This is a genomic window from Peptoniphilus stercorisuis (genome assembly GCF_017874395.1).
GTDB lineage: Bacteria > Bacillota > Clostridia > Tissierellales > Peptoniphilaceae > Anaerosphaera > Anaerosphaera stercorisuis.
This window is the reverse complement of sequence record NZ_JAGGLJ010000003.1, coordinates 84,793-109,468: the sequence shown is the minus strand read 5'-3', so window position 1 is coordinate 109,468 and position 24,676 is coordinate 84,793. Positions and strand designations below refer to the sequence as shown.

Here is a 24,676-nt window from a genome sequence, read left to right as displayed (position 1 = left end):
ATAGGTACTATTTCTTATTTAAAAGGCAATAACTATGCCTCCATTATCTGCATAACCTGAAGCAAGTCCCTTAGTGTGAATAATCTTAATATCTTTAAAATTATAAAGAGATCTTACCTTCTTCTCAAACTCCTCTGCCTTTTCAAGACCATTTACATGAGAAATCACAAGAGTTCTATCCTCTATATCATCTACTACATTTCCAAGAGCATCTGCAAGTTTAGAAAGGCTCTTTTTAAATCCACGATTCATTTCAAAAAGAGAAATCTCTCCATTTTCACCAATCATAATAGGTCTAATATTTAACACATTTGCAATAAGACCTGCAGTCTTTTTTATTCTTCCATTTTTAATTAAATTATCTAAATTTTCAAGAATAAAAAATGTCTTTAATTTATCAATTTCTTTTTCTGTCTTTTCAACTATCTCATCAAAACCAAGACCATTTTTTATAAATTCATTAATTTTAAGCGCAATACAAGTTTCTCCTGCACTTGCAGTTTTTGAATCAAATACATGTACCTTTTTCTTAGGATCCTTTTCAAGAATTTGATTTTTTGCAATATTAGCACTATTGTAAGATCCTGATAACTTAGAAGATATTGTAAGTATAAAAATCTCATCTTCACTAGCTTTTTCAACTTCAGATTCATAATCAAAGGGTGAAGGACATGAGGTTTTAATTGGATTAGAACTATTTTTCATAGTATCTAAAAATAAATCCATATTAAAATTTTCATCATCTATAAACTCTTTATCATCTACTGCTATTTTAAAAGGAATTGTACTTATATTCATCTCTTTTTCCATTTCTGTAGTTAGATCGCATCCTGAATCTACTATTAATTTATAGCTCATATAATCCTCCTAATTAAGCTTCTTTTCTATAAAATCAGCTAAATTCCTTGCTTCTTTTTCAAGTACTTTTTCATCTTCGCCTTCTATCATAACCCTTACTAAGCTCTCTGTTCCAGAAGGTCTTATTACCACTCTTCCACTTCCATTAAATTTATCTTCAATTTCCTTAATCTTTTCAACTATTTCAGGAAACTCCATATATCTATCCTTTAAATCATTTCTTACATTTGCATTTATTAAAACTTGAGGATAACTAGTCATTAAATCATTTAGCTCTGCCATAGTTTTATTTGACTTTTTCATAACCTCTAAAAGATGTAGTCCCGTTGCAAGACCATCACCAGTTGTATTGTAATCTAAAAATATAATATGTCCAGATTGCTCTCCACCTATTACATAATTATTTTTCTTCATCTCTTCAAGTACATATCTATCTCCAACCTTTGTATGAACAAGATTTACTCCAATTGAATTTAAATACTTCTCAAGACCTATATTTGCCATAATAGTTCCAACAACTGTATCATTAGTCAATTTATTGTCCTTTTTTAAATAAGTTGCACAAATTGCAAGAATATGATCTCCATCTACAATTCTACCCTTATTATCTACTGCTATAATTCTATCAGCATCTCCATCAAAACTCATACCAATATCAGCTTTTTCCTTAATTACAAGTTCTTTTATAAGATCTGGATTAGTAGATCCACAGTTATCATTAATATTTTTGCCATTTGGCTTATTATTTATTACTACAACATCTGCTCCAAGAGAACTTAAAACATCTTCTGCAATTTCATAAAGCGCTCCATTTCCAGTATCTAGAGCTATTTTTATTCCACTTAAATCAAGATTAGATAAAGACTTTAAATAATTTGCATATTTATCTTGTCCCTTATGAGAATATCTTAAAGATCCCACATCCTCACCAGTTGCATCCTTGTAGATTTTTGTATCTGAAAATATTAAATCCTCAATTTGATTCTCAACCTCATCAGGAAGTTTATATCCATTACTTGAGAAAAACTTAATTCCATTATATTCAAAAGGATTATGAGAAGCTGATATTACAACTCCAGCTAAAAAATCCTCCATTCTAGTTAAATAAGCTATTGCAGGTGTTGGAATTACCCCAACAAGTTCCACATCAAGACCAATTGACATAAGTCCAGATGCAAGTGCTGATTCAAGTAAATGTCCCGATAATCTAGTATCTCTACCAATAACTACCTTTCCCTTTTTTTCCTTTGATAAAACAAATCCAGCTGCACGTCCAACATTAAATGCTAAAGATGGAGTTAGTTTCAAATTTGCAATACCCCTTATACCATCTGTTCCAAATAATTTACCCATATTAACTCCTATATTTTTCTAAAACTACATTTAGTAATATTTCTTTTTCATTTAAACTTGGATCATCTAGGACAATTTCTTCTAAATAAGATAAAATTTCTCCTATTAATTTACCTTCATTAAACCCAAGTTTAATCAAATCATTTCCATCTATTTTTAAAAACTTCTCTTTTATAATTACATCTTCATTAAGTAGTTCTTTTATTCTATTTTGCCTTTTAATTAAAAATTCAAAATCCCGTCCATTAGTAGTACAAATTCTATCAGCAATCATAAGATCTAATAAATCTAAGACATTATCCTTTCCAACTCTTTTTATAAGTCTTCTTAAAGCCTTATCTGTCATAGTATCCTCTGGAGCTTTCATATGTTCTTTTACAAGGGATTTAACAGAGTTAATTAGTTCATTTGATGAATTATACTCTTTTAAAATATCCTCTGCTCTAATTGCCCCTAAATCATCATGTCCATAAAAATGCCCTATACCATAACTATCAATAGATAGAGTTTTTGGTTTTTCTATATCATGAAACAAAGCCGCATATCTAATAGATAACTTCTTAGGCACATTATCAACTACACAAAGAATATGATCAAAAAGTGTCTTTTCATGATAAGGCGTCATTTGATCATAATCAACCGTCTTATAAAGTTCTGGAAATACAATTTCTAAAACCTTAGTATCTGCCATTATCTTAAAAGACTTAGATGGAATATCTAATAATAACATCTTATCTATTTCTGATTTAATTCTCTCAGGAGATAAATTTTTAATTAAATTTCTATTTTTTATAATCTCACTATATAATTCTTCTTCTATTTTAAAATCAAAACTTCCTGCAAATCTAATAGCACGAAGTATCCTAAGTGCATCTTCTTCAATCCTACACTTAGCAGACCCAACTGTTCTTATAATCTTTTTATTTAAATCATCTTTTCCATTAAATAAATCAATAATTTCACCTTTACTATTCATTGCCATTGCATTTATAGTAAAATCTCGTCTTTTTAAATCTTCTTCTAATTTATCTGTAAATATTACACTTTTAGGCTTTCTATTCTTTTCATAATCACTTTCTAATCTAAAAGTTGTAATCTCAACATCATAAATACCTACTCTTATGACAATTGTACCATATTTCTTACCTATGTCACTTAAGCTATGTTCTTTAAAAAGCTCTTCTATTTCTTCAGGTCTAGCAGATGTTGCAATATCAAAATCATGTGGCTCTTTAAAAAGCATATAATCCCTTACAGAACCACCTACAACATAAGACTTATAACCATGTTTTTGTAGTTTCTCTAAAATATAAACTATTTCATCAGGCATAATATCACCTATTTAATTATAGCATAATATGTAGTATTTTGAAAAATATTAAGATTTAAGATATAAAAAAAGCGCTGATTAATCAAGTCTTTATATTAAAAACACTTATATTTAATATTTAAAATTTAAAAGTTTAATTTAAATTTTCTACTTATACTAATTTAAATTTCATTTCTTAAAAATATTATAATAATTTAATATATTTTTAGACATTATATAATACTAAACGTTCATACTTTAGGCTTATATATGATATAATTTACTAAAATACATAATTTAATGGAGGTATATATGAATAAGAAATTAATAGTTACATCTATTTTATCTATTTCACTTCTTCTTACTTCTTGTGGTAAAAAAAGTGATAAAAAGAAAGTAGATACAAATAATAATCTAAAAATAGAAACTAGTGATGTTGAAGATAATATTTTTGAAGATGAGAAAAAAGATACAAAGGAAAAAACAGCTACTGTTAAAGTTGATAAAGAACTTTTAAACGATTTAATGACTGGATCTGATTATATAACCCGAGTTAAGATTCAAGTAGATGCTGAAAATAAAACAACTGTAAATTTTATAGAAGATTATAAGGGCGATTTATCTAATATAGAAATTAAACTTCCTAAATCTCTTACAGCAGGAAGAGAGTATTTAATTTTTTATAAAGACGGTACAGATGGAGTTATTACTCCAACAAATGTCGAGGAATCTTTTATTGAAATTCAAGGTTCTGATGATGGAAATTTAAATTATATTGAAGCAAATTACCTAAAAGATGATGAAAGTGATAAAAACACTAAGGATAAGGATATAAATATTAAGAAGGACGAAAAAAAGGATACTTCTAAAAAATCAGCAAATACTAGTACTAAAAAAGAAGATACTTCTAAAAAAGTCACAGAAAATAGTTCTAATTCTAAAAAAGATTCTAATTCAAAAGACAAATCTGTTAAAACTTCAAAAAGTAATAAGTAGGAGGATTTATGAATAATTTTAAAAAAGCAACACTTATGCTTACACTTGCTCTTAGTTTATGTACAGGAAATGTATTAGCTCAAGATGTAAAAATAACTCTTAATGGAAATGAAATCAAAAGTGATGTTGCACCATTTATTAAAGAAAATAGGACTCTTGTACCTGTAAGATTTATTTCCGAGGCATTAGAATATGATGTTAAATGGGACAATGATAAAAGAACTGTATCTATAAATAATAATGATAAAAATATGGTTCTTACTATTAATGACAAAAATATAAATGTAGATGGTAAAACTAAAATAACTGATGTAGCACCTACTCTTTATAATAATAGGACTTATGTACCTATTAGATTTATTTCTGAAAACTTCGGAGTAGATGTTAAATGGGACAATGATAGTAGAACTGTTGTATTAGAAAATGAAAAATATTCTAATTTAACTAGTGAAGAAAATGAATATTTAAATAATATTTCTAAATATACTGAAATTACTCAAGCTAAGTTTGAAGAAATTAAATCTTATTTTTATGAAAATGCATCTAAGTATTCTAAAGATGAGATAAAAGCTAAGTTTGATGAACTTTCTTCTGAAATTAATTTAAATGTTAAAAATATTTCTGAGTTAAATGTTCCTGATAAGTTTAAAAAGTCACATAAGTTACTTTTAGAAGCTATGGACAATGCTCAAAATATGCTAAATGGCTATGAAGATGCTTTAATAGAAGGAAATAGCGATATTGCTAAGAAAGTTATGAATCTTCAAACTAAGTTTTCAATAAAGATTTCAGAAGCTGCTAAGGCTCTTCAATCTGAACTTAAAGGAGAAGAATATACTCCTGATAAGGATATTGAAATCTATAATGAAACTGTAGAAAAACAAGATAAAAATTCTGATCTTTTAAATGATGAAACAATTAAAAATTTATTAGAAAAAATTTAACTTAACAATTTAATATAGATAGTAGTATTACAAAGGTATAATATAAGAGGTGAAAGTATGAATAACTCAACTGAAAATGTAAGAAAGATAAAAGAAGACATACTCGAGGCATCTTTTGAAGTATTTGCTGAAAAAGGATATTCTAAAGCTAATCTAAATGAAATAGCTGCAAATTGTAATACATCTAGAACTCCAATTTACTATCATTTTAAAGACAAAGAAAACTTACACAATTTAGCACTAAATATACTTATTGAAAGATATGATAAGCGAATTGATGAAATCTTATATGAAGATGTAACTTTAGAAGAAAAATTCGACAATCTAATAGACTTTTTTGTAAAGCATTCTCGTGAGCTTTACAGATGGCAAAGTGATTTAAGTAATGGTGCGCCTGACTCATCTATTGTAATTTATAAAGAGTTTCTAAAACGTCAATATGAGAAGATAGAATCTGTTATTGAAATTGAAAGAGTAAAGCTTCAACATCCTGGACATATGAGTTCTAAGGATCTTGCTGCTACTTTATATTTACTTTCTAATGGATTTTTCGTATCTCTTAATCATGACCTTTTAGATATTGATGTAAATAGATTTAGAAGATCAATTAAAGAATTAATTAAATATACTATATAAAAAAAGACCTTGAATATTCAAGGTCTTTTTTTTATTTGTTTAAATTTGATGCTACTTTTTTCTTTTCTTCTTTTATATTTTTAATACTTTCTTCTGGTTCTTGCATATTTTTTCTAGCTTGAGAAAGCATTAGTTTTATTCTATTAATTTGATTTACTTCAGATGCAGAAGCATCAAAGTCTATTGGTATAATATTAGCTTTTTCATAAGTGTCTCTTATTGATTTTATTACACCTTTTCCTGTTATATGATTTGGCAAGCATCCAAAGGGTTGAACACATACTATATTTTCTACACCTGATTCTATAAGCTCTACCATCTCACCAGTTAGAAGCCATCCTTCTCCATATTGATTTCCTAAATGAACATAGTTTTGTGCATAGTCCATTAGTTCTTCAATTTTTACAGGTGGAGTAAATCTTGTCTTTTCAAGAGACTCTCTAATATATTTTCTATACATTTCAATATATTTAATACCTAAATTACATATAAGTGATTGAACATAGGATTTAGATAAATCTTCATGTTTTATTTCTGCATTTTTAAAGGAGTACATCATAAAGTCTGTAAGATCAGATATTACAACCTCAGCTCCCTCTTCTTCTAAAACATCTGCAATATAATTATTTGCAGCTGGAAGATATTTTACAAGAATCTCTCCTACTATTCCAACTTTTGGTTTTTTAATATTATAAACTTCAAGTCTTTCAAATTCAGATACCATTTCTTCAACATTTTTCTTAAAGGCTTTTTTAGAAGTATCTAGATTTTCATCTGATGCTATTTTCATCCATCTATCTCTTAGCATATTTGCAGATCCCTTTATTTTTTCATAAGGCCTTGTTGCTTGAGTAAGTCTCATAATTAAATCTGCATATAACATTGTAACTATTAATTTTTTAGCTATTCTTATTAATTGTGCAGGATGTATTTCAAGTCCTGGATGTTGCTCTATTCCTTGAAATGAAAGTGCAAGGACTGGAACATGACCATATCCTGCATCTTTTAATGCTTTTCTAATAAAACCAACATAGTTTGAAGCACGACAAGCTCCTCCTGTTTGAGATATTATTAAAGTTAAATTATCAGTATCATATTTTCCAGATTTTAATGCATCTATAAATTGTCCCACTACAAATATTGATGGATAACAGGCATCATTATTTACATATTTTAGCCCTTCATTTACAACTTTAGGACTTAAGTTTTCTAAAACTTCTATATTATATCCTTCACCTTTTAAAACATTTTTAAATAGTTCAAAGTGAAGTGGCGCCATTTGAGGAAGTAATAATGTATGAGTTTTTGCAGCTTCTTTTGTGTACATTATTGGCTTTTCATCAATAATAAGAGGCTCTTTTGTTATTTCTCTTTTCTCAACAGCTTCAAGTAATGATCTTATTCTTATTTTTATAGCTCCTAGATTATTTACCTCATCTATTTTTAGAACTGTATATATCTTATGATAAGAATTTAATATTTCATTAACTTGATCAGTTGTAACAGCATCAAGTCCACATCCAAAGGAGTTTAGTTGAATCATTTCAAGATTGTCATGATTTCCAACAAATTGTGCTGCTCTATATAGCCTTGAATGGTAATTCCATTGATCTAAAACTCTAAGTCTTCCATCTACATCAGTAGAATTTGCTATAGCATCTTCTGAAATAACAGCAAGACCTAAGGAATTAATAAGTTCAGGGATACCATGATTTATTTCAGGATCTATATGATATGGCCTTCCTGCAAGGACAATTGCCTTTAAATTTTCCTCTTCTATTGTCTTTAAAGCTTTTTTTCCTTGATTGTATATATCCTCTTTATATCTATCTTGCTCTTTATAAGCTTCTCTAACTGCATTGTAAATCTCATTTTTATTTATTTCTGGAAATACTCTTGCAAGTCTTTTTTCTAGTTTTTTTCTATCATCAAAGGATATAAAAGGATTTAAAAACTTAATATTTTCTGATGTTATTTCCTCAACATTATTTCTAATAACTTCAGAATATCCAGCTACAACTGGACAATTTAAAGTATTATCTGCAGATTCAAATTGTCTTTCTTCATAGAATACTGCAGGATAGAATATAAATTTCACACCTTGCTCTATTAAATCCTCCACATGACCATGTGTTATTTTAGCAGGATAACAAGCTGTTTCAGATGTAATTGACTCAATTCCCTTTTCATACATCTGTCTAGTTGATTTTCCTGATAATACAACACTATATGAAAGATTTGTAAAGAATGTATGCCAGAAAGGATAGTTTTCATATATATTTAGTACACGAGGAATTCCCACAACTCCTCTTTTTGCCTTTTCTTCAGGAATACTTTCATAATCAAATACTCTTTTGTATTTATACTCATATAAGTTTGGAAGATTATCCTCTTCATGTCTTACTATTCCTGCACCCTTTTCACATCTATTTCCTGTAATATATCTTTTTCCATTTGAAAATATATTTACAGAAAGAGCACATTGATTAGTACATTTATTACAATTTGTTGATATAGTTTTATAAGTAAATTTATCTAAATCTTCTTTACTTATTAAAGTAGATTTTCCAGTTGATTTTTCTTTAGAAATAAGAGCCATTCCAAGAGCGCCCATAAGACCTGCTATTGATGGTCTTGTTGCATTTACACCTGTTATCTTTTCAAAAGAACGAAGTACTGCATCACTTAAGAATGTTCCACCTTGTACTACAATATTTTCTCCAAGCTCTTTTGGATCTCTTGCTTTTATAACTTTTTGAATGGCATTTTTTATAACTGAATAAGCAAGACCTGCTGAAATATCAGAAATATCAACGCCTTCTTTTTGAGCTTGTTTTACATTTGAATTCATAAATACAGTACATCTTGAACCAAGATCTACTGGAGCTCTAGACTCTAGTGCTATTTCTGCAAATTCTTCAGAAGTCATATTTACAGAATGAGCAAAAGTCTCTAAAAATGATCCACATCCTGAAGAACATGCCTCATTTAATAAAATAGACTCTATAACTCCATCATGTATCTTCATACTCTTCATATCTTGTCCACCAATGTCTAATATAAAATCAACATCTGGATCAAAATATTTAGCAGCTGTAAAGTGAGCTATAGTTTCAACTTCTCCAAAATCTAGATTAAGTGCTGCTTTTAAAAAGTCTTCTCCATATCCTGTGCAACCTGCAGCAGCAATATATGACTTTTCATTCATTTGACTATATATAATTTTTAAATGCTCTACTACTATTTCTAATGGATTTCCCTTATTTGAACCATAATAAGAATAAAGCATTTCATTATCTTCTGATAATAATAAGAGTTTAGAAGTTGTAGATCCTGAATCTATTCCTAAATACATTGCTCCCTCATAAGTCTTTAAGTCTCTTTTTACAAAACTTTTTGAAATATGTTTTTCCTTAAACTCCTCTACTTCTTCTTTACTAGTAAATAAAGGCTCTATTAAATCACTTTTTTTATTTTGTATTTCTTCTTTACTATTAGCTCTTTTGTAAAGCTCCATAAAAGAAATAACTTCGCTATCAAAACTTGAAATTGCAGCTCCAAGGGCTACAAATATTTGTGAATTTTCAGGGCTAATAGCCTCATCTTCACTAAGTTCTAAAGTTTCAATGAATCTTTCCTTTAACATGGGAAGGAAATATAAAGGACCTCCTAAAAACGCAACATTACCTCTAATAGGTCTACCACAAGCAAGATTTGAAATAGTTTGATTAACTACTGATTGAAATACTGATATTGCAATATCAGATTTACTTGCTCCTTGATTTATTAAAGCTTGAATGTCTGTTTTTGCGAAAACACCACAACGTGATGCAATAGGATATATTTTTTTATAATCCTTTGCAAGTTCATTTAGTCCAGCAGCATCTGTTTCTAAAAGCGCTGCCATTTGATCAATGAATGCACCAGTTCCACCAGCACATATAGAGTTCATTCTTTGCTCTATACTACCCTTTAAATAAGTTATTTTAGAATCTTCTCCACCAAGTTCAATTGCAACATCAGTTTGAGGTATATAGTGACTAATTGCCTCTGTTCCTGCTACAACTTCTTGAATAAAATCTATTCCTAAAAGTTCATGAATTGAAAGTCCACCTGATCCTGTAACAGCAATAGTAACAGAATCATATTTAAAGGTTTTATAACACTCATTAATGACTTCTTGAACTGTTTTTTTCACATCTGAAAAGTGCCTTCTATAAGTTGAGTATAGGATATTATAAGTATCATCAAGAACTACTAATTTAACTGTCGTTGATCCTACATCAAGGCCCATGTGAATTCTCATTTTTGATGCTCCTTTCAATATAAAACATCTATAAAATCTCATATTTATAAATTATCTAAAATGAATAATTAAGAAGTAAAAAACATTACTTCTATGTATTAAAAAAATAACTTGAATGTGTCCTCATATTAACATAAATTCTTACATATTAATAGTTTAAAATAAAGGTATTAAGTGAATAGTTATCGCATATTATTTAAATTTTGGCAAATAAAAAAAGATGAAAGCGAAAACCTTCATCTTCTCTTTAATAATTCAATTAGTCTTCTGGTTGAGCTGCGCCTGTAGGACAAACTCCTGCACAAGATCCACAGTCTATACAAGTATCTGCATCAATTGTGTAGATAGCTCCTTCAGAAATTGCGTCCACTGGACATTCTGGTTTACAAGCTCCACAAGCGATACATCCGTCAGTAATTATATATGCCATAATTAGCACCTCCATTAAATTTTATACCTTAATTAAGAATTATCTTAATCTCCCATCGGAATTAATTTTAACACAATTAAATCATTATTTCAATTTTTTATTGAAATATTATTAACAATTAAATTCCACAACAAAAGTATAATTTATTTAATTTCCACTGTTTTAATGGAGTTTCAACACAAAACATAATTAAATTTATCTTATTGAAGGTTCTTTTATTAAAAAAGGTCCCGCATATGCGAGACCTTAATATTTAAGAACTATTGCCTTTGAGCTAGTTCTGAATCGAAAATATATAGTCCAGACCATGCTCCATTGATTCTTTCAAGTTTAGTCATAATACCATTAAAAGTATCTATTTCTTCAACTTGCTCAGTAACATATTGTCCTAAAAATTCTAATACTTTATAATTATCTTCTTCTAAAGCTTGTGCATATAGAGCTTCTATTTTTTCAGCTACTAATTTCTCATGCTCTAAAGCATCTTTAAAAGCCTCATTAAAATCTTTATATTCACTCTTTGGTTTAGCAACTTCTTCATATTCTACTTTTTCGCCAAGTGCAAAGATAAAATCATAAAATCCCTTTGCATGTTCAAACTCTTCATGAGCTTGTTTTGCCATAAAGTGTGCAAATCCATTCATTTCTTCTTCTTTAAAATATGCACTCATTGCTAAATACAAATATCCGCTTTCAATTTCAAAATTAAATTGATCATTAAGTCCCTTTATAAGTTTATCTGACATCTATTTAACCCTCCATTATCTAGGTTCATACGCCTCATATACACTATATATATCTATATCCATCTCTATAAGCTTTCGAATGACATCAGGAATTTCATTAGTACTCATTATAATACTAATGCCATTATATCTAAAAGTAATTTTCCCATAATACTTTGAGTCCTTTTTGTTAAAGACCTCTAACAGATCATTTCGAACATCTTCCATATTTCCCAACAAGAAAAATATTTTTCTATTGTCGTTTTTATCTGCTGTATTAAGTTGATTTATTAGTAAAGTCTTAAACATTGTCATCTTCTCCTATCTTTATATTTATTACCCTTTAAATATATCTTTAAATCAACTTTAATATTAATTAGAAAAACCAATATCATCTAACAGTATTGAACTGGAATAATCATCTCCAAAGACAAAATTTATATATTTAATATTTGTTCTAACTAATTTATCTCTTAATATAAAATCATCTATTGGAATTCTTACAGTTTGAAAACTCCCTTTATAATTATAAGAATTACTTAACAATTGTAACTTTGAAAGTTCAACTTTTATATCTGGATAAATATTTAAATAATCTGATATATCTAGTTTTGATGAATTTCCATAATCATCTACAAGTTCAACACTTAAATCTATATCTTCAAATTTTTCTTGTCTTTTAGTTTTAACATCAAATTGTAAATATTCTCTTGCATCTTCTAGTTCATCTAAAGATATTTGATAAATACCATTTTTATTATTAGATAAATACACTGCCGTATTATTAGTATTATACCCACCAATAGAAATTTCTTGCTCTGAAACTTTACTCATATTATCAAACCTTATCTTTCCAGACTTTGATGTAGTTAAATCATAATCTTCTTCAAAGTCCACTAGGTTTTTAAAAGATGAATCACTATATCTTGCATAATAAAGAGTTTTTGGCATATTTACCCTTTGAGGATTTTTAAATAATGTCTTATCATTTGTAAATCCAAAAGTATTTTGTAAAAATTCATATACATACTTGCACAAGATTTCCTCTTGTTCCTCTACTTCTAAAAGAGATTTTTTATTTACTATTAATGATTGTGGCGGATCAGTATCTGCACTTCCCCACCTAGAATTAAACTGACCATGATTTGCATATGCAACATATACAGCTGATTTAAAATTATTAGACTCCTCAGTAAAATAAGTATTATTATATAATTTCATACCTTGAAATCCTGTTACATCCTTATCATGAGTTCCGTGAATAGTTAAGAAATTTACATCTTTTAATTTAATATCTTTTCCAGAAGGATTATATTGATCTACTGTTGGAGATATTGAAATAACTCCCTTTATATTAAAATTGTAATTATATTCCTTGCCATTATCTGGATTGTACCTAATTTTATTATAGTTTTCAGCTATTGCAACTGCTTCTCCACCTCTTGAATGCCCTGCAATTACAATATTTTCTTCATCAATTAAATTATATAATTTGCTATTTTTATTATTATTTAATGCCAATACTTCTTTTATATTTTCAAGTAAAAGTATTGCTCTTGCATCATTTTCTCCACTAAGACCATATTTCATAAATCCATTTAACATATTCATATCTACCGATACTGTTACATATCCACGTCTTGCAAGATATCTTCCTAAATAGTCATATCCCTTATAATTTTCTTCAGTAAATCTGTGATTTCCATGTGCTATAAAAAGTACAGGAGACTTCTCTTTATTTTGTGGATACCATATTCTTCCCTTTATTGGAACTTCTAAAAGAGATTTATCAAAATAAGTATCTCTTATTTTCTTTTTCTTTCCAGAATAAGATACATAATTAAGAAGTGAAATTTCCTTAGGATTTTTATTTCCATACTCTATAAGTTTTGAACTAAATTGAGCAGGATCTTCTATTTCTTCTGTACCTATTTCTGCATATTCTATTGCTGATTTTTCAGAATATCCAGGAAATACTAAAAAGGCTAAAATAAATATCACACTAATAGCTGTTATTATAAATATAGGAAAAGAAATCTTCTTCTTATTTACTACAAAAGAAACTAAGGATTTTGAAAATAAAAATATAATAATTCCAACTATTAAGCTCATTATTAATATATCGCTTTTAAGGAGTTTAGAGTCGTTTTTGCACTTAATTAGTGCACTATTGATGACATATACTAATAAGATAAAAAGCACTACATTATTCGCTCTAAATCGCTTTAACAATAAATATATATTCTTACATAAATATGTAAATAAACTTACTAATATATATAATATTAAACTACATACTAAAAAAACTGCTAAAGCAGGATATCCTCTATCTGCAATATAATAATAATAATCAGATGCTATTATCATTGATATAAATATTTTAATAATTATATTTGCTTTTTTATTATTTCCAAAATGTTTTAATATAAAAAATTTAAATTTGCTGTGAATTTTAGCAATTAAGTTATTTATTCTCATAAAAAAAGATGAAAAGTGAGAATACTCACCTTTCATCAATCACTCCCTTTCAAGTTCTTTTAACTCTTCAGGTCTTATTTCTTCTTCATAGTGAGACCTTGTGACTTCATAGCTTTCATCTATCTTTCTTGTTCTTTTAATTTCATCTATTTCATAAAATTCATAACTTACTTCATCTTTGTTTGTGAATTTTATCTTAACAAGTTCTTGAATAGTATAAGAATCTACTACTGTTCCCTTTTTACCTTCTATATCTACAATTTCACCAACTCTTGGCATTTTCTTAAGAATACATTCATATCCTTCTTGCTCATATTTTAAGCAACACATAAGTCTTCCACAAATTCCAGAAATCTTAGTTGGATTTAATGAAAGTCCTTGATCCTTTGCCATTTTTATTGATACTGGTGTAAATTCTGATAAAAAGGAACTACAACAAGTTGCCCTACCGCAACAACCAAGTCCACCAATTGTCTTTGCTTCGTCTCTTACTCCAATTTGTCTAAGTTCTATTCTAGTTTTAAATATTGAAGCTAAGTCTCTTACAAGTTCTCTAAAGTCAATTCTACCTTCTGCTGTAAAATAAAAAAGAAGTTTACTATTATCAAAAGTGTACTCAGAATTTATAAGCTTCATATTCAAATTATGTTCTGCTACTTTTTGATCACATATAATAAGAGCTTCTTTAGCTTTATTTCTATTATCTATATTAGTTGTTTGATCTTCTATAGTTGCTATTCTAATAACAGGTTTAAGTTCTGAATTTAAATCTAAATCATCTAAGGATTTTTCTATTACAACAGTTCCAAATTCAAGTCCTCTTATAGTTTCTACTATGACATCATCATTTACCTTTGCTCCTGATTCTTTAGGATCAAAGTAATAAATTTTTCCTGTTTTTTTAAATCTAACGCCTACTACATCTATCATTTCATTCCCCCTATATTTATAAGCAACTGTTCTATTGTAAGCTCAAAGTTTGTGTTTTTTTCTAAAAGCTCAATAGTTTTTATAATTTCATCAGAAATCATAGTTGCCTTTTGGGCAGTAATATTCTGTTTTTTAAGCATAGTTAATTTATCTATATTCATAATATTATTTTCATTAAGTCCTAAATCAATTATTGCAATATCTCTTAAAAAAAGTAAATATATATTAAAAATTTCATTGAGATATTCTTTATTTTCATTAAAAAAACTAAACTCTCTAAAAGGAGATGATGTAGTTTTATTTAAAAGTCTATCAAATATTGAAATAGCTTGCTCTCTTAAACTTAAATACTTAGGATTTTTTGCATAGTTTAGGGCTCTATTTACAGAGCCACTTGATAATTTTGCAAAAAGAGTGGCATTGTCTATTCCTATATTTTCTTTTTCTATTAAGAACTTTATAACATCATCTTCCATAATATTATTAAATTTTATAATTCTTGTTCTTGATAAAATAGTCGGTAATATTTTTTTTGAGTTTTTTGATGTAAGTATTATTTTTAAATAGTCCTCTGGTTCTTCTAAAGTTTTTAAAAGTGCATTTTGACCACTTACAGTTACATCTTCAAATCCATCTATTATAAATACTTTATATTTTGATGCAAAGGGCTTTTTAAAGGAATCTGCCACAAGTTCATCTATTTCAGCTTTTTTTATAGATTTGTCCGCTCTTAATATTTTAAGATCTGGATGATAAAAATCATCGGCAATTTCACAGTAATAGGACTCGTTTTCATCACAAAGAATTCGCTTAGCAAGTGCCTTTGCAACAGTAAACTTTCCAACTCCCTCATTTCCCAAAAACAAATAAGCATGAGATAAGTCCTTATTTTCTAGATTTTTCTCAAGTTCTTTTATTGATTCTTCATTTCCTACAAAATCAACAAGCATTAAATTCTCATACTCTTTTCTACATCTATTACAAATATTGTAGCTCCAGAAATTTCAAATTCACCTTTATCTGTTTTTGTAACTTCTGCCTTTGTAACTTTTCTAAAGATTTTATCTATATTATCAAGTTCTTCCTCTTCTGCACCAATCATTAGTGTAGAGTTTCCACTTTTGAAAAATCCACCTGATGAAGAAACCTTAGTTACATGAATATCCTCATCTAAAAAAGTATCAATAAGTTCATCTATAAATTTATCTTGTACTATTGCTATAATCATTTTCATATTAATCACCTATACCTTAATATCTCTTGAACTCTTCTACATTCAACACAAAAACTGTTGCCCCACCAATTTTAACTTGAATTGGTACAGGGATCATTGCCTGTCCTGGAATATTAATAGTTTGAATAGTCTTTGTAACTTCACGAGTTTTACAATTATCGTCTATTATTTCTAAAAGCTCATCAATTCTATCATCTTCTACACCTATTAATAATGTAGTATTACCGCTTTTTAAAAAGCCTCCAGTAGTACTCATTTTTGTAACTCTAAAATTTTTATCTATGATTTCTTCAACAAGAGTGTCTGCATCAACATCTTGCACTATAGATATAACAAGTTTCATTTTATACCTCCAAGCTTTGCTTTTAAAATATTAAGACAGCTTTCAAGAACTTCATCTATGCTTTTTGTTGCATCAATTATATAATAATCATCTTTTTTAGATAAATCTTCATACGCTTTATTTACTCTTTTATGAAATTCACTTCCTGATATTTCAAGTCTATCTCCACCAAGTTCAATTTTTCTTTCTACTGAAGAATTTCCCTTCATATCAAATAAAAAAGTAATATCTGGTTTTAATCCAGAAGTAGCAAAATCATTAATCATTCTTATGTCTTTTTCTCCAAGACCACGTCCATATCCTTGATATGCAATAGATGAAAGTACAAATCTTTCACATATAACAACCTTACCACTATTTATGGCAGGAATAATTTTCTCCTCAACATGTTGTGCTCTTGATGCTGCATAAAGTAAGGCTTCAGTTCTATCAGTCATAGAAGAATTATTAACATCTAATATTAAATCTCTAATTTTTTCTGATATTTCCGTTCCACCTGGCTCTCTTGTTTTTACTATTTCATACTTATCTTTTAAATTTTCATATACCAAATTAGAAATAGTACTTTTACCACAACCATCTGGACCTTCAAATGTTATAAAAATTCCCTTCATTCTAAAATAACCTCAACCCTTCCTCTATCTATTCCTATGACTTCTATGCCACTTTTTAAATATATATTTATTTCATTTATAATATCTTTTGTAATTCTCTCTCCAAAGGAAACAATAGGCACTCCTGGTGGATATGCAGCTATTATTGAACTTGAAACTCTTCCCTGTGACATATTCAAATCAACACTTTCACTATTCATATAAAAAGCATCTCTTGGAGAATATACAATTTCAGGTTCTATAATATTAATTCTATTTATTTTAATTTCCTCTTTGCTAGAAATTTTTGATATATCTTCTAAAGCCTCTTTTAATTTTTCAAAATCGCTCTTTTCATCACATATAGTACTAAGAGCAAGGCCATAGTATAAATCACCCATTTCTAGTCTTATATTATATCGTAAAAATAAGCTTTTCACAATCTCAAAACCACTTAATGAGGGTATTCTAAATAGTATCTTAGTAGGATCATAATAAGAAAAAGAATCATCATTGTCATCACCATTAAAAAAATCAATTTTGTTTTTTAGAGATTCTTTAAGATCAAATATATACTCTTCATTTCTCTTTAAAATATCACTTCCATACTTTTGCATATAATCTACTCCAAACTCTGATGACTGAGTAAGTAAATAAGAAGGAGATGTAGTAAGTAATAAATTTATTCTCTTTAAAACATCTTCTCTTGTAAATTTGTCACTATTTAGATGAAGTATTGCCGATTGAGTAAGACTTGGCATAGTCTTATGTGTAGAATGAACTATAAAATCAGCATAATTAACTGCCGAATACTCCCTTTTATCAGTAAAATTAATATGACTTCCATGAGCTTCATCAACTATTAAAATCCCATTGTGTTTTTTTATAACCTTTGAGATTTCCTTTAAATTTAAACAAATACCAAAATAATTTGGACTTGTAAGTACAACTACTTTAATATTTTTATTTTCGCTTAATTTTTTATCTAATTCATCTGTATTTATACCCGTAAACAAATTAAATTTTTCATTATAATTTGCATTTATATAATGAGGCTTTAAATCATTTATTACAAGAGCATTATAAATAGATTTATGTGAATTTCTTTGAATTAAGATTTCATCACCTGGTTTAGTTGCAGTTGCAATAGCAATGTGAAGAGCTCCTGTCGAGCCATTTACCATATAAAAAGATTCTTTCACTCCAAAGATTTTTGCAACTTCTTTTTCCGAATCTAAAATACAAGCTTGAGGATCAAGTAAATTATCTACGCCCATAACTTCAGTTATATCAAATTTATAATCAAAATCAAATACATCCTTTGATTTATGCCCTGGCATTGAAAATACAGTTTTGTCCTTCATATTTTCTACTGACTTATATATATATCTTTTCATACTTCCTCCTGAAATTTATTATATCATAGAGAATCTTTTAAATTTAAAAAAGCACATCTTATTTAGATGTACTTTCTTCAAATAATTTAAATATTTCATCTTTTTTAAGTCCACTTAATACTCTATAACTTCTAGTGAGTATTTCTCCATTTTCCTTAGTGGTAATATCTACATTTTTACCATCTCTAAAGGCAAGTACTAAATCATCTTCAAAATCAAGTGTAAAAGCTTTATTATCCCTATCTTGTACATAGGACTTTCTACCTATTTTTTTAATTTTTGTACCATATAAAATTTCTCTTAACTTATTCATATCTTCTTCATTATCTATTGTCATTATTTTGCTATCATCATGTTTGTCATATTTAAGTATTACAGAATTTGATTCTACACTATTTACTAAATTATCTATTGGCATACTTTTATTAAAAAAGAATCTACCAAAAACAATTAATAATAATATTACTATTAAGCTATATTTGTATTTTTTTATAAATTCCATTTTCATCACCTAATTATAGTTTATCATAATTTAAAGAAAAATATATAAAAAAAAGAAGCTCTTTTATAAGCTTCTATCACTACACATAACTTCTTTACATTTACTCATATTATACCACTGACAAGTAGAGCAAATATCATCCATAATCTCCTCTGTCATATTATCTTTTATGTATTTAACTATTTTCTTATAATTATATTCTTTTTCTTCAAGATTAAAATATCTAACTACTTTTTCATCAATACTTTTGATTTTATTATTAGAACTACATAAATCTTCTTCTATCTTTTCAGGGCAAGAGATACATATATCATCTGTAAAAAACACTAAATTAATTTTTACATCTTTATTATTTCTAAGAATATTTGTAATATTATTCATATTTTCTACAAAATCTTTACTATATCCCTTTCCACTATATCCCTGTGTGCACATTAAATGATGTGGTCTTAGTTTCATTATTCTAATACTCCTTGCATTGATATATTCTTTTTAAGCCTAATTCCAATTACTGCAGCAATTAAAGACTTTACAAGTCCTGTTACTATAAATGGTGCTACACAAACAAGAAAAGCTTCAAGCATAGTCATTTTAGTAATAAGTACAAAATGAACTGTTCCAATAAAATAATTAACTACACTTCCAAGAATCATTGAGAATATTATTAAAGCTTTATTATCACTTCTTTCACAGATAAATCCTATTATATAAGCCATTATTGGAAAAGATAATATAAAGCCTCCTGTTGGTCCAAATATTATTTGAGCTCCTCCTGAAAAAGATGCAAATACAGGAAGTCCTATTGCTCCTAATAATACATATATACATTGTGATATAAATCCTCTTTTAGATCCAAGAATTATTCCACATAAAGATACTGCAAGAGTCTGCATTGTAAGTGGCACTCCTCCTGGAAATGGTATTGAAATTTGAGCAAGTATTACTGTTATTGCTGCAAATAATGAACAAATAACTAAATCTTTCGTCTTCATTTTATAATCTCCTTTTGTTAACTATGTATTTATTTGAGTTTACATTAATTATAGTTTACCTATACTCATAAGTCAAGTTAACAATAGAGTTTTATTAAATTTTTGCATAAAAAAAAGAGGAGATTATCTCTCCTCTTAAATTTCTTATTTAAATTAAAATTAATTAGTCAATAAGTTTTGAAACAACTCCTGAAGCTACAGTTCTTCCACCTTCTCTAATTGAGAATCTAAGTCCTTCATCCATAGCGATAGGTGTAATTAAATCTACTTTGAAAGTAGCATTGTCTCCAGGCATTACCATTTCCATACCATCTGGTAATTGGATATCTCCAGTTACATCAGTAGTTCTGAAATAGAATTGTGGTCTATATCCGTTAAAGAATGGAGTATGACGTCCACCTTCTTCTTTACTTAGAACATAAACTTCTGCTTCGAAAGCTGAGTGAGTTTTAATTGATCCTGGTGCTGCAAGAACTTGTCCTCTTTCGATTTCTTCTCTTTGAACACCTCTTAAAAGAGCTCCAATGTTATCTCCAGCTTGAGCTTGGTCAAGTTGTTTTCTGAACATTTCAACTCCAGTTACAACAACTGTTCTAACTTCTTCAGTAAGTCCAACTAGTTCAACATTGTCTCCAATTTTTACTACTCCTCTTTCAACTCTACCAGTTGCAACAGTTCCTCTTCCTGTGATTGAGAAGATATCTTCTACTGGCATTAGGAATGGATGTTCTGTATCTCTGATTGGTTCTGGAATATAAGCATCTACTTCTTCCATAAGTTGAGCTACTTTATCTCCCCATTCTCCATCTGGATCTTCAAGAGCTTTAAGAGCTGAACCTACAACGATAGGAGTGTTATCTCCATCAAAGTCGTATTCTGAAAGTAGGTCTCTAACTTCCATTTCAACAAGTTCGATAAGTTCATCATCATCAACTTGGTCTTGTTTGTTTAGGAATACTACGATTTTTGGAACACCAACTTGTCTTGCAAGTAGGATATGTTCTCTTGTTTGTGGCATTGGTCCATCTGCAGCTGATACTACAAGAATAGCTCCGTCCATTTGAGCTGCTCCTGTGATCATGTTTTTAACGTAGTCAGCATGGCCTGGACAGTCAACGTGAGCATAATGTCTGTTAGGAGTTTCATACTCAACGTGAGAAGTAGAAATAGTGATTCCTCTTTCTCTTTCTTCTGGTGCTTTGTCAATATTAGAGTAATCTACGAATTCTCCTCCACCATATCTTTTGTTCATTACAAGAGTTATAGCAGCTGTAAGAGTAGTTTTACCGTGGTCAACGTGACCAATTGTTCCAATGTTAACATGTGGTTTAGTTCTTTCAAATTTTGCTTTTGCCATTTTATTAAGCCTCCCTTAAAGATTAATTGTCTTTTTTATCGCCAAGCACTTCTTCTGCAACACTTTTTGGCACTGCTTCGTAGTGGTCAAATTGCATTGAGTGTTGAGCTCTACCTTGAGTATTTGAACGTAGTGATGTTGCATATCCGAACATTTCAGCTAGAGGCACATATGAAATAACATGTTGTGCTCCACTTACAAGTTCCATACCTTCCATTCTACCACGTCTTGAGTTAATGTCACCAATTACATCTCCCATGTATTCTTCAGGAGTAACAACTTCAACTTTCATAATTGGTTCTAATAATACTGGACCACCTTTATTAAGTGCATCTCTAACTGCCATTGATCCAGCAATTTTGAATGCCATCTCTGAAGAGTCAACTTCATGGTAAGATCCATCATAAAGAGTTACTTTAACATCAAGTACTTCATATCCACCAAGGATACCAGTTTGAAGAGCTTCTTCAATACCTTGTTGTACTGAGTTAATATAGTCTTTAGGAATTGCTCCACCTACAATAGCATTAACGAATTGAATTCCGCTACCTGGTTCAAGTGGTTCCATTTTGATTTTAGCATGTCCATATTGTCCACGTCCACCAGATTGACGAACGTATTTACCTTCACCTTCAGATGGTTTAGTAATGGACTCTCTATAAGAAACTTGAGGAGCTCCAACATTAGCTTCTACTTTGAATTCACGTAGCATTCTATCTACGATAATATCAAGGTGAAGTTCTCCCATTCCTGAGATTATTGTTTGTCCTGTTTCTTCATCTGTATGTGTTTTGAATGTTGGATCTTCTTCAGCAAGTTTTTGAAGTGCAACTGACATCTTGTCTTGAGATGCCTTAGTTTTTGGTTCAATTGCTACTGAGATTACTGGTTCTGGGAACTCCATTTTTTCAAGAATGATTGAATCTTTCTCGTCACATAGAGTATCTCCAGTTCCTGTGTCTTTAAGACCTACTGCAGCTGCAATTTCTCCTGCGTAAACTTCTTCAACTTCTTCACGCTTATTAGCATGCATTAAAAGAATACGTCCAACTCTTTCTCTTTTTCCTTTTGATGAGTTAAGAACATATGATCCTGCTTTTAAAGTTCCTGAGTACACTCTGAAGTAAGCAAGCTTACCTACGAATGGGTCAGTAACTATTTTAAATGCTAGTGCAGAAAGTGGTTCTTTATCATCTGCTTTTCTTATTAGATCTTCATCTTCTGATCCAATTGCTGATCCCTTAACTGGTGGGATATCAAGTGGTGATGGAAGATATGCAATAATTGCATCTAATAATAATTGAACTCCCTTGTTTTTGTAAGATGATCCACAAGTTACAGGAGTCATTCTTACTGCAAGAGTTCCTTTTCTGATTGCTTTTTTAAGCATTTCTTCAGAGATTTCTTCTCCTTCAAGATAAGCCATCATTAGATCTTCATCAAAATCAGCAGCTTTTTCAATTAGGTTATCTCTGTATTCTTCAGCTAAATCTTTATATTCATCAGGTACATCAGTTATTTCAATTTCAGTACCATCTTCATTTTTATAAATTTCAGCTTTCATTGTTACAAGGTCAATCATTCCAATAAATTGATCTTCAGCTCCCATTGGAACTTGAATTGGAACTGGGTTTCCCTTTAACTTATTATCTATAGTATCAACTGATCTAAAGAAATCTGCTCCAGTTACGTCCATCTTGTTAATGTGCGCAATTCTTGGAACTTTATATTTATCAGCTTGTCTCCATACAGTTTCTGATTGTGGTTCTACACCTGATTTTGCATCAAATAGTGCTACAGTACCATCAAGAACTCTAAGAGATCTCTCTACCTCTACAGTGAAGTCCACGTGTCCTGGAGTATCTATAATATTAAGTCTATGACCTTGCCACATAGCTGTAGTAGCAGCAGAAGTAATTGTTATACCTCTTTCTTGCTCTTGAGCCATCCAGTCCATTTGAGCAGCACCTTCATGTGTTTCTCCAATCTTATGGATTTTTCCAGTGTAGTAAAGAATACGCTCAGTTGTTGTAGTTTTTCCGGCATCTATGTGGGCCATAATACCTATATTTCTAACCTTATTTAGTGGTATTTCACGAGCCATTGGCTTCCTCCCTTTATATTACCATCTATAGTGAGCAAAGGCTTTGTTAGCTTCTGCTGTTCTATGCATTTCTTCTCTTCTTTTAACACTAGCGCCTAGTCCGTTTGAAGCATCTAGGATTTCTTTTGCAAGTCTTTCATCCATAGTATGCTCGCCTCTTGCTCTAGCAAATTTAACAATCCATCTTAGACCTAGAGTTTGACGTCTTTCTGGTCTAACTTCGATAGGAACTTGATATGTTGCTCCACCGATTCTTCTACCTTTTACTTCTAGTACAGGCATAACATTGTTTAAAGCTTTATAGAATACTTCTAATGAGTCTTCTCCAGTTGCTTCTGCTACATTTTCTAATGCCTTATATACTATTCTTTGTGCTGTTCCTTTTTTTCCATCAAGCATAACATTGTTGATTAACTTTGTAATTACAACATCATCAAACTTAGGATCAGCCATTACTTCTCTTTTTTGAATATGTCCCTTTCTTGGCATAGCTTCCCTCCTTAACTATTTATAGTCGATTCATTGGTACTCGGTAATTCCGTTTAGCCAAAAATCTATTATAAAAGTATTAAAAATCAAAAATTATTTCTTAGGTTTTTTAGTACCATATTTAGATCTTGATTGTTTTCTTTCGTCAACACCTGCAGTATCAAGTGTTCCTCTAATAATGTGATATCTAACTCCTGGAAGGTCTTTTACTCTTCCTCCACGAATTAATACAACACTATGCTCTTGAAGATTATGTCCAATTCCTGGAATATAAGCCATAACTTCGTATCCGTTAGTTAGACGAACTCTAGCTACTTTTCTTAAAGCAGAGTTAGGTTTTTTAGGTGTTACTGTTCTTACAGCTACACATACTCCTCTTTTTTGTGGAGAATTTACCTTTGTTTCTACTTTTCTAAGTGAATCATAGTTAACATCAAGTGCTGGTGATTTTGATTTTGTTGTAACCTTTTTTCTACCATTCTTAACTAATTGGTTAATAGTTGGCATTAAGGCACCTCCTTATTTAAAATTTATATTAAATCACTACTAAATGTAGTGTTAATACCTGTATAGAAAAACAATATTGTTTTTCTCTCTTCTTTGATAATACGCTTTTATATCTATATTATAATTATAAAATAAATATTTTAAAAATTCACTACAAATTTCAAGCATATCCTAATGGCCTTTAGCTCTTCTT

General features: G+C 29.3%; 24 protein-coding genes. 3 read left to right on the top strand and 21 right to left on the bottom strand.

Annotated features, from left to right (window positions below; genetic code table 11):
* Window positions 1-18 precede the first annotated feature (18 nt).
* Genes J2Z71_RS02140 through J2Z71_RS02130 form a run of 3 tightly spaced genes read right to left on the bottom strand, consistent with a single transcriptional unit; the run spans window position 19 to window position 3,541 of the window.
* Window positions 19-858 carry a DegV family protein gene (locus J2Z71_RS02140; protein WP_210060210.1) on the bottom strand — a complete coding sequence of 280 codons (840 nt, stop codon included), beginning with the start codon at window positions 856-858 and terminating at the stop codon, window positions 19-21.
* Window positions 859-867: 9 nt separating this feature from the next.
* Window positions 868-2,211: a phosphoglucosamine mutase gene (gene glmM, locus J2Z71_RS02135; protein WP_210060209.1), complete on the bottom strand. Its 1,344-nt coding sequence runs from the start codon at window positions 2,209-2,211 to the stop codon at window positions 868-870.
* A 1-nt stretch (window position 2,212) separates the two neighbouring features.
* Window positions 2,213-3,541: a CCA tRNA nucleotidyltransferase gene (locus J2Z71_RS02130; protein ID WP_210060208.1), complete on the bottom strand. Its 1,329-nt coding sequence runs from the start codon at window positions 3,539-3,541 to the stop codon at window positions 2,213-2,215.
* 291 nt (window positions 3,542-3,832) lie between these two features.
* Here J2Z71_RS02130 and J2Z71_RS02125 point away from each other — a divergent pair, with 291 nt between their 5' ends.
* From J2Z71_RS02125 to J2Z71_RS02115, 3 genes are read left to right on the top strand one after another with little or no spacing between them, the layout of a single operon-like run.
* On the top strand, window positions 3,833-4,516 hold the full coding sequence (locus tag J2Z71_RS02125) for a ferlin (RefSeq protein WP_210060207.1): 684 nt from the start codon (window positions 3,833-3,835) through the stop codon (window positions 4,514-4,516).
* A gap of 8 nt (window positions 4,517-4,524) precedes the next feature.
* On the top strand, window positions 4,525-5,460 hold the full coding sequence (locus tag J2Z71_RS02120; protein WP_210060206.1) for a copper amine oxidase N-terminal domain-containing protein: 936 nt from the start codon (window positions 4,525-4,527) through the stop codon (window positions 5,458-5,460).
* 57 nt (window positions 5,461-5,517) lie between these two features.
* Window positions 5,518-6,096: a TetR/AcrR family transcriptional regulator gene (locus tag J2Z71_RS02115; protein WP_210060205.1), complete on the top strand. Its 579-nt coding sequence runs from the start codon at window positions 5,518-5,520 to the stop codon at window positions 6,094-6,096.
* A 31-nt stretch (window positions 6,097-6,127) separates the two neighbouring features.
* On the opposite strand, the gene J2Z71_RS02110 is transcribed toward J2Z71_RS02115, so the two are convergent.
* The 18 genes from J2Z71_RS02110 to rpsL all read right to left on the bottom strand — a co-directional run bounded on the left by J2Z71_RS02110 (window position 6,128) and on the right by rpsL (window position 24,483).
* Window positions 6,128-10,402, bottom strand: coding sequence for a 2-hydroxyacyl-CoA dehydratase (locus tag J2Z71_RS02110; RefSeq protein ID WP_210060204.1), 4,275 nt, complete (start codon window positions 10,400-10,402; stop codon window positions 6,128-6,130).
* 259 nt (window positions 10,403-10,661) lie between these two features.
* The gene (locus J2Z71_RS02105; protein ID WP_210060203.1) at window positions 10,662-10,832 is read right to left on the bottom strand and encodes a DUF362 domain-containing protein; all 171 of its coding nucleotides are present in this window, start codon (window positions 10,830-10,832) and stop codon (window positions 10,662-10,664) included.
* 260 nt (window positions 10,833-11,092) lie between these two features.
* The gene (locus tag J2Z71_RS02100; protein WP_210060202.1) at window positions 11,093-11,578 is read right to left on the bottom strand and encodes a ferritin; all 486 of its coding nucleotides are present in this window, start codon (window positions 11,576-11,578) and stop codon (window positions 11,093-11,095) included.
* 15 nt (window positions 11,579-11,593) lie between these two features.
* A complete protein-coding gene (locus J2Z71_RS02095; protein ID WP_210060201.1) occupies window positions 11,594-11,866 on the bottom strand; it encodes a hypothetical protein in 273 nt (90 codons plus the stop codon).
* Window positions 11,867-11,929: 63 nt separating this feature from the next.
* Window positions 11,930-14,071, bottom strand: a complete 2,142-nt coding sequence (locus J2Z71_RS02090) for an alpha/beta hydrolase (protein ID WP_210060200.1) — start codon at window positions 14,069-14,071, stop codon at window positions 11,930-11,932.
* 3 nt (window positions 14,072-14,074) lie between these two features.
* Window positions 14,075-14,965, bottom strand: a complete 891-nt coding sequence (locus J2Z71_RS02085) for a PSP1 domain-containing protein (protein WP_210060199.1) — start codon at window positions 14,963-14,965, stop codon at window positions 14,075-14,077.
* Window positions 14,962-15,915, bottom strand: a complete 954-nt coding sequence (locus tag J2Z71_RS02080) for a DNA polymerase III subunit (protein WP_210060198.1) — start codon at window positions 15,913-15,915, stop codon at window positions 14,962-14,964. The genes J2Z71_RS02085 and J2Z71_RS02080 overlap by 4 nt, the downstream gene beginning before the upstream one ends.
* Complete coding sequence (locus J2Z71_RS02075) at window positions 15,915-16,199, bottom strand: cyclic-di-AMP receptor (protein WP_210060197.1); 285 nt, start codon at window positions 16,197-16,199, stop codon at window positions 15,915-15,917. The genes J2Z71_RS02080 and J2Z71_RS02075 overlap by 1 nt, the downstream gene beginning before the upstream one ends.
* 16 nt (window positions 16,200-16,215) lie before the next feature.
* Complete coding sequence (locus J2Z71_RS02070; RefSeq protein WP_210060196.1) at window positions 16,216-16,542, bottom strand: cyclic-di-AMP receptor; 327 nt, start codon at window positions 16,540-16,542, stop codon at window positions 16,216-16,218.
* Entirely contained in the window at window positions 16,539-17,156 is a 618-nt protein-coding gene (gene tmk, locus J2Z71_RS02065) for a dTMP kinase (protein WP_210060195.1), read from the bottom strand. Before tmk ends, J2Z71_RS02070 begins: the two co-directional genes overlap by 4 nt.
* Window positions 17,153-18,532 carry an aminotransferase class I/II-fold pyridoxal phosphate-dependent enzyme gene (locus tag J2Z71_RS02060; RefSeq protein ID WP_210060194.1) on the bottom strand — a complete coding sequence of 460 codons (1,380 nt, stop codon included), beginning with the start codon at window positions 18,530-18,532 and terminating at the stop codon, window positions 17,153-17,155. The genes tmk and J2Z71_RS02060 overlap by 4 nt, the downstream gene beginning before the upstream one ends.
* Window positions 18,533-18,590: 58 nt before the next feature.
* On the bottom strand, window positions 18,591-19,034 hold the full coding sequence (locus J2Z71_RS02055; protein WP_210060193.1) for a hypothetical protein: 444 nt from the start codon (window positions 19,032-19,034) through the stop codon (window positions 18,591-18,593).
* A 63-nt stretch (window positions 19,035-19,097) separates the two neighbouring features.
* Window positions 19,098-19,493 (bottom strand): DUF1284 domain-containing protein, encoded by a 396-nt coding sequence (locus J2Z71_RS02050; RefSeq protein ID WP_210060192.1) that lies wholly within the window; start codon window positions 19,491-19,493, stop codon window positions 19,098-19,100.
* Entirely contained in the window at window positions 19,493-20,026 is a 534-nt protein-coding gene (locus J2Z71_RS02045) for a biotin transporter BioY (protein WP_210060191.1), read from the bottom strand. The genes J2Z71_RS02050 and J2Z71_RS02045 overlap by 1 nt, the downstream gene beginning before the upstream one ends.
* Window positions 20,027-20,189: 163 nt before the next feature.
* Window positions 20,190-21,383, bottom strand: a complete 1,194-nt coding sequence (tuf, locus tag J2Z71_RS02040) for an elongation factor Tu (protein ID WP_210060190.1) — start codon at window positions 21,381-21,383, stop codon at window positions 20,190-20,192.
* A 22-nt stretch (window positions 21,384-21,405) separates the two neighbouring features.
* Window positions 21,406-23,487: an elongation factor G gene (gene fusA, locus J2Z71_RS02035; protein WP_210060189.1), complete on the bottom strand. Its 2,082-nt coding sequence runs from the start codon at window positions 23,485-23,487 to the stop codon at window positions 21,406-21,408.
* Window positions 23,488-23,505: 18 nt separating this feature from the next.
* Window positions 23,506-23,976, bottom strand: a complete 471-nt coding sequence (gene rpsG / locus J2Z71_RS02030; RefSeq protein ID WP_210060188.1) for a 30S ribosomal protein S7 — start codon at window positions 23,974-23,976, stop codon at window positions 23,506-23,508.
* A gap of 93 nt (window positions 23,977-24,069) precedes the next feature.
* A complete protein-coding gene (gene rpsL / locus J2Z71_RS02025; protein WP_210060187.1) occupies window positions 24,070-24,483 on the bottom strand; it encodes a 30S ribosomal protein S12 in 414 nt (137 codons plus the stop codon).
* Window positions 24,484-24,676 lie beyond the last annotated feature (193 nt).